Below are 11,629 nucleotides of genomic sequence, written 5' to 3'. Positions count from 1 at the left end.
CGCCTCTACTTACGTTGGTCGTCTATCGTTACCCCTTGCGGCGGAGTAAACGTAAATTTTGACGGATCAACAGCGCCGTTTTGCTGGGATTTTAGCTGATAGGCGCTACGCTGATCGTCTTGTTCTACGGCGCTAAACTGGTGGATAGTCCCGTCGCGTCCCACATTGATGGTGAACTGTTTCAGATTGCCGTTGCTGGCTTTCGGCGTCAGCACAAAATTATCGCCATCCTGCTTAATATTATACTGCTGCCAGTCGCTGGCCTGGTTGCGGGCAATCAGCATAAACGGTGTATTTCCGGTGGCATCTTTCAACCACGTGGCGGTAGCCTGTTCTACAAACGGGTTATAGAACCATAACGTTTTGCCGTCAGAAACCAGAATACTCTCGTCAGGTTGCGTCATATGCCAGTTGAATAGATTTGGCCGCTTAACCCATAAATCACCCTGTCCCTCCTGCACCGCGGCACCGCTGCCATCGGTGACTTTTTGAGTAAAGGTGGCATGAAAGCTGCTCACTTTATCCAGACGGCTTTTCAGAGAGCTGGCGGCGTCAGCCCATACGCTGCTGGCTACAACGCTTGAAAGTAATGCACAGGCGATTGCCATTTTTTTCATCATTATTCCTCAGGTTTCGACACTCCCGACCAGGAGCTCCTTTTGCTTTCTATTCCAGGCCAAAAATCAGCATGAGGAAAGAAGAAAATACTGAATTTTGTTGCCGGATGGCAGCCTGCACAGCGCCATCCGGCTTACAAGTTTACTCAAAAGGCGGCGGAGCCAGCACTTCACGATTACCGTTATGCCCCTGAGCGCTGACAATACCCTGCGCTTCCATCTGTTCGATAATACGCGCCGCACGGTTATAGCCGATGCGGAACTGACGCTGAACGCCGGAAATGGACGCTTTACGCTTCTGGGTGACGAAATTAACGGCCTGATCGAATAGCGCATCTAATTCTTCGCCGCCGTCAAAACCGCCACCGCCACCTTCGCTTTCGCTGTCGGAGGTAATGCCATCCACATATTGCGGACGACCGCGCGCTTTCCAGTCCTGCACCACCGCATGGACTTCCTGGTCACGCACAAACGCCCCATGGACACGTACCGGCATGGTGGAGTTTGGTCCGGAATAGAGCATGTCCCCCATTCCCAATAACGACTCAGCGCCACCCTGATCAAGAATGGTGCGGGAGTCGATCTTGCTGGATACGGTAAAAGCGATACGGGTTGGAATGTTGGCTTTAATTAAACCAGTAATCACATCGACCGACGGACGCTGCGTCGCCAGTACCAGATGAATCCCCGCGGCGCGCGCTTTCTGCGCCAGACGCGCGATCAGCTCTTCAACTTTTTTACCGACGGTCATCATCAGGTCGGCAAATTCATCAACCAGTACCACGATATACGGCAGTTTTTCCAGAACCGGATGCTGAACATCCATACTGTCGCCCGGCTTCCAGTACGGGTCCGGAATCGGACGCCCCATGCGGGCCGCTTCGGCGATTTTCTCGTTATACCCAGCCAGATTACGCACGCCGAGCGCGGACATCAGCTTATAGCGACGCTCCATTTCATTGACGCTCCAGCGTAACGCGTTAGCCGCGTCTTTCATGTCGGTAACAACTTCCGTCAGCAGATGCGGTATACCTTCATAGACCGAAAGTTCTAACATTTTCGGGTCGATCATGATAAAGCGAACGTCTTCCGGCTGCGCTTTATACAGCATACTGAGGATCATGGCGTTAACCCCGACCGACTTACCGGAACCGGTCGTACCGGCCACCAGCAGGTGAGGCATTTTCGCCAGATCCGCCACTACTGGATCGCCCGCGATATCCTTACCTAACACCACGGTAAGCGGCGACGGATTCTCGCGGAATTTGGCGTTATCCAACACTTCGCGCAGATAAACGGTTTGCCGTTTCTTGTTCGGCAATTCCAACCCTACGTAAGGTTTGCCTGGAATGACTTCCACAACGCGTACGGCTACCGTTGACAATGAGCGCGCCAGATCCCGGGAAAGGTTGGAGATACGCGCCGCTTTAACGCCCGGGGCCAGATTGAGTTCAAAGCGAGTAATGACCGGGCCTGGCGAATAGTTCACCACATCAGCTTTAATGCGGAAATCCGCCAGACGCGCTTCAACCAGACGCGCCATTTGTTCCAGCGCAAAGGTATCTACCGGTTCAACTTCGCTCGGCGGCGGCGTCAGAAGATCTAACGAAGGCAGCGGCGTCGTCGGACGCTGTAATGGACGACTGTCGCCATTACGCATCAACAGCGGGTGGATCAGGTTGTCTTGCGGCGCTGTCGGCTGTTGCGGCTGCTGATACTGCGGTTGCGGCGCTACCGGCTGTTGCGGCTGCTGATACTGCGGCTGCGGCGCTACCGGCTGTTGCGGCTGCTGATACTGCGGTTGCGGCGCTACCGGCTGTTGCGGCTGCTGATACTGCGGCTGAGGCGCTACCGGTTGCTGCGGCTGCTGATACTGCGGCTGCGGCGCTACCGGCTGTTGCGGCTGCTGATACTGCGGTTGCGGCGCTACCGGCTGCTGGTACTGTGGCTGAGGCTGCGGCGCTACCGGTTGCTGGTACTGTGGCTGCGGCTGCGGCGCTATCGGTTGCTGAACAGGCGTTGATTCGGGCATGACACCCGGCGTGAACAGCGGTTCGTGCGGACCTTCATCAACCAATACTTTCATTGGCGAGAAATCCAGATCGTCCAGTGAGAACGGCTGCGCGCCAGCGGGTTGCTCGCCGGAATAGCGCTGCTGTTGCGAAGCGGCAAATTGGCGGGCTAATTCAGCTTCCGCAGCGGTATCGTCATCTTCTGCCTGTTGCGTATCATGCTGATACGTCTCACCATAACGATGCTGCTGCGACTGCGCAAACTGACGGGCTAACTCGTCCTGATGCATTGCATCTATTTCTTCATCGGTTAGCTGCGCGCCCGTCTCGTACTGATTGCGCTCCGCCTCGCGGGCTTTTTCTTCTGCAATCCTCTGTGACGGCAGCTTAATACCGTACGATGCCAGTTCCCGTCGGGTCGGCACGCGAACGCGGTTCGGACGCGGCAGTTGTGGACCAATCCCCTCTTTCACCTGCGGACGCGGCGCGCCGCCGGTAGCCAGACTAAATGCAGGCGCAGCGGCCGCGGCGCCTGCTGCCAGGGCGCCACTCTTAATACCTGCGTCAAGCGACGCGGCGGCTACCGCTTCCACTGGCGGTATGGACGGCGCGACAGATACCGTAGGTTTGACCGGCACGTTCTCTTTTACCGGCTCCGGAATCGGTTGATACCATGCCGCCAGTTGTTCGCGCTCACGGGCGCGTTTCTCTTCCACCTCTTCAAAATAGTAAAGCGGAGGACGGGCGGGTCTGGTCTCTTCTGTGTCAGGTTCAGGCTCGGTGGTAACCGGCTGTTCGATAGCCGGCGGCGGCATGTGAGAAGGTTCAGCCGCTATCGGCTCCGGCTGATAAACCGGCGTCGGCTGATGGGTCGGCTCCGGCTGCCAGTGTTGTTCGGCATCCGGCGCCTGCCATTGCGGCTGTGTTTCCTGCGGCGCAAGAGAGTCATATTCTGCTGCGGTCGCTGGCGTCGCGGCATATTGCGGCGCGGAAGCGACAGGCACAGGTTGCTGCCACGGCGCACTTTGCGCCTCTTGCGGTTGAGCATATTGCGGATGCGGCTGATACCCCTCCGGCGCAGGCGCGATAACCGGTTCGCCGGTTTGCGGCCCCGGTACGGGCTGCCACTCCACGGTCGGTTGCGCGACAACCGGCTCAGCCCCCGGCATGGGCGGCGTTTGCATTATGGGATCGGCGGACGCTGCCCACATCTGGGTGACGGCGGTTGCAGCCGCAGCGGCGGCGACCGGTTCGGTGACAGAATGGCCGTTTAACAGCGGATCATATTCATCATATTCCGGCTGCGTCGCACGGTTGCCCGAAAACAGAACGTCGTCGGGATCGGCAGCGACGCCGCGCGCGCTATACTGAATGTCCTCGTCATCATCCATCCGTTTGCCGGAAAAGAGCGCGGCATCGGTCTGACGGCCCCGTGGATTGCTGAATTTTTCAGCCAGTCGCTTACGACGCGCCAACGCGCCGCGCAAAATACGCGCCCGGCGAGATTCACGCTGCACGCCGTCGGTTTCTTCATCGTATTCGTCATCATACTCTTCGTCGTCAACCCACGTATCATCACGCCGGGTACGGTTGCTGGCGAAGGTCAGTATATTAAGCAGCCAGCCGCCTAATTTTTCGGCGATACTGACCCAGGACCAGCCGGTAAAGAGCGTCAGCCCGGCAGCCCAAATACAGAGAAGCATTATCGTTCCGCCGCTACTATGCAACAACGGCTGCAGCGTGGTGCTTAACAGGCTGCCAATTACGCCGCCGGAGGCGAAATACCAGATATCGTCGGCATTAATGGCCGCCAGACCGCAGGAAGTGAGAATCAGCGCCAGCACGCCGATAAGGCGTAGCGACACAGCAAAATAGTCGATGTAATCATCCGTAGACTGATGACGCCACGCAAACCAGCACCCGCCGACAATAATGACAGGGATAGTGTAGGCCATTACGCCAAAAATAAAGAACAGTGTATCGGCCAGCCACGCGCCCGGCGCGCCGCCTAAATTATGGATGGGTTCATGCCAGGCGGTTTGCGACCAACTGGGGTCCGAAGGGTTAAAGCTCAACAAGGCCGCCATCAACCAGACGGCAAAAAGGGCAATAAGTATCAACAACGCTTCCAGAAGTCGGCGCCCGCTGCTTAACTTCGTCAATGTGACGTCTTTGTCTTCAGTATATTCCTGGCTCAAAAAAGGCTCTCCAGGTTCCAGGCTTTTCCCGCCCGATGCTAAAACGGACAACAGCACCGGGTTGCCCCGGCACTGTTGCTGTATGGATTAACAGGAGTGTAATCAAACTACGGCGATTTTGCACCTGTTCCGTGTTAGCGTGTCTTAATAACCAGACGATTACTCTGTTTTACCTCTTCCATCACTACGTAAGTTCGGGTGTCGTTCACACCAGGCAAGCGCAGCAACGTCTCTCCCAATAGTTTTCGATACGCTGACATATCCGGTACACGGGTTTTCAACAGGTAGTCGAAATCGCCGGAAACCAAATGACACTCCTGAATCTCTTCAAGCTTTTGCACGGCGGCATTAAACTGTTCAAACACATCCGGCGCGCCGCGATTTAAGGTAATCTCAACGAACACCAGAAGTGACGCATCCAGATAATGCGGGTTCAACAGCGCCGTATAGCCCTGGATAAACCCCTGTCGCTCCAGCCGACGCACACGCTCAAGGCAAGGTGTCGGCGAAAGTCCTACTCGTTTAGAAAGCTCGACGTTGGAAATACGCCCATCCTTTTGCAGTTCATTAAGAATGTTACGATCGATACGGTCGAGATCTTTGCCAGGGCGCTTCTTGCTATCTACCATTATTATTGTCTCTCTGTATTCCTTCCCTACTCCTGCCTGACTCTACTCACATCACTGTTCAGAGTCGCTGCCCATCACAATAGACCGAAACCCAGAGGGATTAACGGCGCGCAATGCCTGGTCTATGGTGAGAAGACCGTTGCCTCGCGGCAGCTATCGACATCACGAATGGCGTCTGTCCACGCCATGCGTAGATTTCACTAGCCCGGTAAACATGGTATTTACATGCATGATTATGCAGCACATACATAACACAGTTTTTTTCTTCCTCGAATGTTTTCGCAAAACAGCAGGTGATTGTCAAAGCAAAACATCGATTTTTAGTACAACATGCCAGTTATTCATTAGAGAGGACGGTAAACTGTCATTTCGTCACCTTATAAGTTACCGATTTTAATTAAAGTTTGTGATGATAACGTCGCTGTCGCGGTCGTTCATCGGTTCATGCTATTACACATATTGTTAACAAAATCGTTATGCTCTTTTTTTACGTCTGTAAATTCCCTACAATTCTGCTCATTGTCTGCCAACAACTATGGGGATCTCATGGGCACGACCAAACACAGTAAGCTGCTTATTCTGGGCTCAGGACCGGCGGGATATACCGCGGCGGTATATGCCGCGCGCGCAAATTTACAGCCGGTACTTATTACCGGTATGGAAAAAGGCGGTCAACTGACTACCACGACGGAAGTGGAAAACTGGCCCGGCGATCCAAACGATTTGACCGGCCCGCTGCTGATGGAACGCATGCATGAACATGCGGCAAAATTTGAAACCGAGATAATCTTTGATCACATCAACAAAGTGGATCTGCAAAATCGTCCGTTCCGTCTGACAGGTGACAGCGCAGAGTACACTTGTGATGCGTTGATCATTGCGACCGGCGCTTCCGCGCGCTATCTGGGGCTGCCATCGGAAGAAGCCTTTAAAGGGCGCGGCGTTTCCGCCTGCGCAACCTGCGACGGTTTCTTCTACCGCAATCAGAAAGTGGCGGTGATCGGCGGCGGCAACACCGCGGTTGAAGAAGCGCTTTATCTGTCCAACATCGCTTCGGAAGTGCACCTTATCCATCGCCGTGACGGTTTCCGCGCTGAAAAAATCCTCATTAAGCGCCTGATGGATAAAGTCGAAAATGGCAATATCATTCTGCACACCAACCGGACGCTGGAAGAAGTGACCGGCGATCAGATGGGCGTCACCGGTCTGCGTCTTCGCGACACGCAGCAGAGCGATAATATCGAGACGCTGGACATCGCCGGACTTTTCGTAGCCATCGGTCATAGCCCAAACACGGCGCTCTTCGAAGGCCAGCTTGAGCTGGAAAATGGTTATATCAAAGTTCAGTCCGGCACCCATGGCAACGCCACACAAACCAGCATCCCTGGCGTATTCGCGGCGGGTGACGTTATGGATCATATTTACCGTCAGGCGATCACCTCTGCAGGTACGGGCTGTATGGCGGCGCTGGATGCTGAACGCTATCTCGATGGTCTGGCCGACGCGAGCAAATAGTTTTTACAAATCAGTAACAAAAGTAAAAAAGGCGACTATAAGTCGCCTTTATTTTTGCGTCGTTGTAACATTGCCCTGCCTGAAATTCCAATAACTCACCTGCTAAGCGTGCAATGAATAAAACCCGTCAAAAAGAGCTGACCCGCTGGTTAAAACAGCAAAGCGTAATCTCCCAACGGTGGTTGAATATTTCCCGCCTGTTGGGATTCATGAGTGGCGTATTAATTGTCGCTCAGGCCTGGATCATGGCGCGTATCCTGCAACATATGATCATGGAGAACATTCCACGGGAAGCGCTGTTGCTCCCTTTTATCCTGCTGATACTGGTCTTTGTCCTCCGCGCCTGGGTGGTGTGGTTGCGCGAGCGCGTCGGTTTTCATGCCGGACAGCATATTCGCTTTGAGATCCGCCGTCAGGTGTTGGATCGTCTGCAGCAAGCCGGCCCAGCCTGGATTCAGGGCAAGCCCGCCGGTAGCTGGGCGACGCTGGTGTTGGAGCAGATTGACGATATGCATGACTATTATGCGCGCTATCTGCCGCAAATGGCGCTTGCCGTTTGCGTACCGCTCTTAATCGTGGCGGCGATTTTCCCGTCAAATTGGGCGGCGGCGCTGATTCTGCTGGGCACTGCCCCGCTCATTCCCCTATTTATGGCGATGGTGGGGATGGGCGCGGCTGACGCCAACCGCCGCAATTTCCTGGCGCTTGCCCGGCTAAGCGGCCATTTTCTTGACCGTCTGCGCGGGATGGAAACGCTGCGAATTTTCGGTCGTGGAGAAGCGGAAACCGAGAGCATTCGCGCAGCATCGCAGGATTTTCGTCAGCGCACGATGGAAGTTCTGCGCCTCGCCTTTTTATCTTCCGGCGTACTGGAGTTTTTCACCTCGCTTTCTATTGCGCTGGTCGCCGTTTATTTTGGCTTCTCTTACCTGGGCGAGCTGAACTTTGGTCATTACGGTACCGGTGTGACGCTCGCCGCCGGGTTCCTCGCCTTGATCCTCGCGCCGGAGTTTTTCCAGCCATTACGCGACCTCGGCACGTTTTATCATGCTAAGGCGCAGGCGGTTGGCGCGGCGGATAGTCTGAAGACGTTTCTGGAAACACCCCTCGCCCACCCGGCGCGCGGCGAAGTTGAGCTGGCGGAAAACGAACCTGTAACCATTGACGCAGTCAATCTTATTATCACCTCGCCAGAAGGCAAAACGCTTGCCGGGCCGCTGAATTTCTCATTAGCGGCAGGAGAACGCGCCGTCCTGGTAGGACGCAGCGGTTCCGGTAAAAGCTCTCTGTTGAATGTATTATCCGGTTTTCTCTCCTATCAGGGATCTTTGCGTATTAACGGTGTCGAGCTTCGCGATCTCTCGCCGGAATCCTGGCGCCAGCATCTCTCCTGGGTTGGGCAAAACCCGCAATTACCTGCGGCGACGCTACGCGAAAATGTATTACTGGCGCGCCCGGACGCCAGCGAGCAGGAACTTTATGCCGCGCTTGACGCCGCATGGGTAAGCGAGTTTTTACCGCTGCTGCCGCAGGGAGTAGACACCCCGCTCGGCAATCATGCCAGCAGACTTTCCGTCGGCCAGGCACAGCGTGTAGCGGTCGCCCGTGCGCTACTTAATCCCTGTCAACTGCTACTGCTGGATGAACCGGCGGCAAGCCTGGACGCTCACAGCGAGCAACGCGTCATGCAGGCGTTAAAAGCGGCGTCAAAACGCCAGACCACATTAATGGTGACGCATCAGTTGGAAGATCTCGCCGACTGGGACGCTATCTGGGTTATGCAAGATGGCGCGATTGTCGAACAAGGCAGTTATGCCGAACTCAGCGCCGCCAACGGCGCTTTTGCGACGTTATTGGCTCACCGTCAGGAGGATATTTAAATGCGCGCGCTACTCCCTTATCTGACGCTTTATAAACGCCATAAATGGATGCTAACGCTGGGAATTGCGCTGGCAATCCTGACCCTGCTTGCCAGTATCGGGCTGCTGACGCTTTCCGGCTGGTTCCTGTCCGCGTCCGCTATCGCAGGCTTCGCGGGAATTTACAGTTTTAACTATATGCTCCCGGCGGCCGGCGTGCGCGGCGCGGCCATTACCCGTACCGCCGGTCGTTATTTTGAACGTCTGGTAAGTCATGACGCCACGTTCCGCGTGCTGCAACATCTGCGTATTTATACCTTCAGCAAACTTCTACCGCTCTCCCCCGCGGGTCTGGCGCGTTATCAGCAAGGTGAACTGCTGAACCGCATCGTTGCCGACGTCGACACGCTGGACCATCTCTATTTGCGCGTCATCTCCCCGCTGGTCGGCGCTTTTGTAGTGATTATGATTGTCACCCTGGGGCTTAGCGTTCTCGACGTGACGCTGGCGATCACGCTGGGCGGCATTATGCTGTTGACGCTGTTTATTATGCCGCCGGTGTTTTATCGCGCCGGCAAAAATACCGGCCAAAATCTGACGCATCTACGCGGTCAGTATCGCCAACAGCTCACGTCATGGTTACAGGGCCAGGCGGAACTCACCATTTTTGGCGCCAGCAAACGCTATCGGGCGCAAATGGAAGCCACCGAATTACAATGGCATGAGGCCCAACGCCGACAGTCTGAACTGACCGCCTTATCGCAGGCGTTAATGCTGCTGATTGGCGCGCTGGCGGTGATGTTAATGTTGTGGATGGCCTCCGGCGGCGTTGGCGGCAATACGCAGCCCGGCGCGCTCATCGCGCTGTTTGTCTTCTGCGCGCTGGCGGCTTTCGAGGCGCTTGCGCCCGTTACCGGCGCATTCCAGCATCTGGGGCAGGTTATCGCCTCTGCGCTTCGTATCACTGAATTAACGGAGCAAAAACCGGAGGTGACCTTTCCGCAGGCAGAAACTCCCGCGCCGGAAAAGGTCACACTCACCCTGCGGGACGTTTCGTTTCGTTATCCCGACCAGCCGATTAATGCGCTCAATGCCCTCTCATTACAGGCTAATCCTGGCGAGCATGTCGCTATTCTGGGGCGTACCGGCTGCGGAAAATCAACGCTGTTGCAGCTACTCACCCGCGCCTGGGACCCGCAACAAGGCGAAATTCTGCTCAACGATCTTCCGCTATCCTCGCTGAGCGAATCCGCCTTACGCCGGACTATCAGCGTGGTGCCGCAGCGTGTCCACCTGTTCAGCGCCACACTGCGTGATAATTTATTACTGGCGGCGCCCAATGCCAGCGACGAAGCCCTTTCCGACATGCTGCGTCGCGTCGGCCTCGAAAATCTGCTCGAAGATAGTGGGCTTAATAGCTGGCTCGGCGAAGGCGGTCGCCTGCTATCCGGCGGCGAACTTCGTCGTCTGGCCATCGCCCGCGCGCTGTTGCATGATGCTCCGTTAATGCTGTTGGATGAGCCCACTGAGGGGCTGGATGCGACCACCGAGAGCGAAATGCTGGAATTACTTGCCGATGTGATGCGCGAGAAAACCGTCCTGATGGTGACTCACCGTTTGCGCGGCCTGGCCCGTTTTGATCAAATCATCGTAATGGACGACGGGCGCATCATTGAGCGAGGCACTCATGCAGAATTGTTAGCCGGACAAGGGCGCTATTATCAGTTTAAACAACGTCTGTAAGCTATTATTGAACGATCCGACTTGCGTACTGGAGTTTCGCCGTCATGCGTCTGGTTCAGCTTTCCCGACATTCTATCGCCTTCCCTTCGCCGGAAGGCGCTTTACGCGAGCCTAACGGTTTACTGGCACTGGGCGGCGATCTCAGCCCTGCCCGGTTGTTAATGGCCTACCAGCACGGGATTTTCCCGTGGTTTTCGCCGGGCGACCCGATTCTGTGGTGGTCGCCCGATCCGCGCGCCGTGCTGTGGCCTGAAAAGTTTCACCTTAGTCGCAGCATGAAGCGCTTTCACAACGCATCCCCTTACCGCGTGACGCTCAATTACGCTTTCGACCGGGTCATTGATGGATGCGCCAATCACCGTGACGAAGGCACCTGGATAACGCGTGGTATTGAGGAAGCCTATCGCCGATTACATGAATTGGGCCACGCGCACTCCATTGAAGTGTGGCGCGATCGGGAACTGGTCGGCGGGATGTATGGCGTCTCGCAGGGGGCGCTGTTTTGCGGCGAATCGATGTTTAGCCGCCAGGAGAATGCCTCTAAAACCGCACTGCTGGTTTTTTGCGCTGAATTTACCCGCCACGGCGGTAAACTTATTGATTGTCAGGTACTTAATAGTCATACCGCCTCGCTCGGTGCCATTGAAATTCCACGTCGTGACTACCTCGATCACCTCGCGGCCTTACGCCAACAGCCGCTGGCCTCCCGTTTTTGGGTGCCGCGGACATTATTTTTGCCCCGGAAGTGAATGTTTTCGGCACATTTTTTATTGGGGTGTTATAATTGCTGCCGCAGAATTGGTTTAGCTCATTATCCCGCAGCCCGTTGTCAGGTAACGCCCATCGTTTATTTCACCGTTCCCTTATATGTTGCGCTTATGTCGATACATCAGGCGATAGTATCAGGGAAAAGGTGTATAACGCGGCGTTGTCGTGTGTCGCGGAATCATGTGCTAAACCTGGTTTGCTGTGTTTTAAACGCACAAATCTTTACTTATCAAAAGAAGTTCGGCATTATCTTGCCGGTTCAAATTATGGTAGTGATACCCCAGAGGA

7 protein-coding genes are annotated in these 11,629 nt (G+C 55.3%); 4 read left to right on the top strand and 3 right to left on the bottom strand.

Going from position 1 to position 11,629, the window contains the following annotated elements:
* Positions 1 to 5: 5 nt before the first annotated feature.
* The 3 genes from lolA to lrp form a co-directional block, all read right to left on the bottom strand.
* Positions 6 to 617, bottom strand: a complete 612-nt coding sequence (lolA, locus tag ACLJQD_RS08995; RefSeq protein ID WP_001519746.1) for an outer membrane lipoprotein chaperone LolA — start codon at positions 615 to 617, stop codon at positions 6 to 8.
* Positions 618 to 759: 142 nt separating this feature from the next.
* Positions 760 to 4,827, bottom strand: coding sequence for a DNA translocase FtsK (gene ftsK, locus ACLJQD_RS08990; protein WP_023242862.1), 4,068 nt, complete (start codon positions 4,825 to 4,827; stop codon positions 760 to 762).
* Positions 4,828 to 4,961: 134 nt separating this feature from the next.
* Positions 4,962 to 5,456: a leucine-responsive transcriptional regulator Lrp gene (lrp, locus tag ACLJQD_RS08985; RefSeq protein ID WP_000228469.1), complete on the bottom strand. Its 495-nt coding sequence runs from the start codon at positions 5,454 to 5,456 to the stop codon at positions 4,962 to 4,964.
* Positions 5,457 to 6,002: 546 nt separating this feature from the next.
* Here lrp and trxB point away from each other — a divergent pair.
* The 4 genes from trxB (at position 6,003) to aat (ending at position 11,322) form a co-directional block, all read left to right on the top strand.
* On the top strand, positions 6,003 to 6,971 hold the full coding sequence (gene trxB / locus ACLJQD_RS08980; protein WP_000537406.1) for a thioredoxin-disulfide reductase: 969 nt from the start codon (positions 6,003 to 6,005) through the stop codon (positions 6,969 to 6,971).
* A 113-nt stretch (positions 6,972 to 7,084) separates the two neighbouring features.
* Positions 7,085 to 8,851, top strand: coding sequence for a heme ABC transporter permease/ATP-binding protein CydD (gene cydD, locus ACLJQD_RS08975; RefSeq protein WP_001044541.1), 1,767 nt, complete (start codon positions 7,085 to 7,087; stop codon positions 8,849 to 8,851).
* Positions 8,852 to 10,573 carry a heme ABC transporter ATP-binding protein/permease CydC gene (gene cydC, locus ACLJQD_RS08970; RefSeq protein WP_001202257.1) on the top strand — a complete coding sequence of 574 codons (1,722 nt, stop codon included), beginning with the start codon at positions 8,852 to 8,854 and terminating at the stop codon, positions 10,571 to 10,573.
* 44 nt (positions 10,574 to 10,617) lie between these two features.
* Positions 10,618 to 11,322: a leucyl/phenylalanyl-tRNA--protein transferase gene (gene aat / locus ACLJQD_RS08965; RefSeq protein WP_001241650.1), complete on the top strand. Its 705-nt coding sequence runs from the start codon at positions 10,618 to 10,620 to the stop codon at positions 11,320 to 11,322.
* Positions 11,323 to 11,629: the final 307 nt, after the last annotated feature.

Origin of the sequence: Salmonella sp. SAL04214, from assembly GCF_046550615.1 — a bacterium.
GTDB lineage: Bacteria > Pseudomonadota > Gammaproteobacteria > Enterobacterales > Enterobacteriaceae > Salmonella > Salmonella enterica.
Note: the sequence above shows the minus strand (reverse complement) of the source record. Positions and strands in the feature narration are given on the sequence as shown.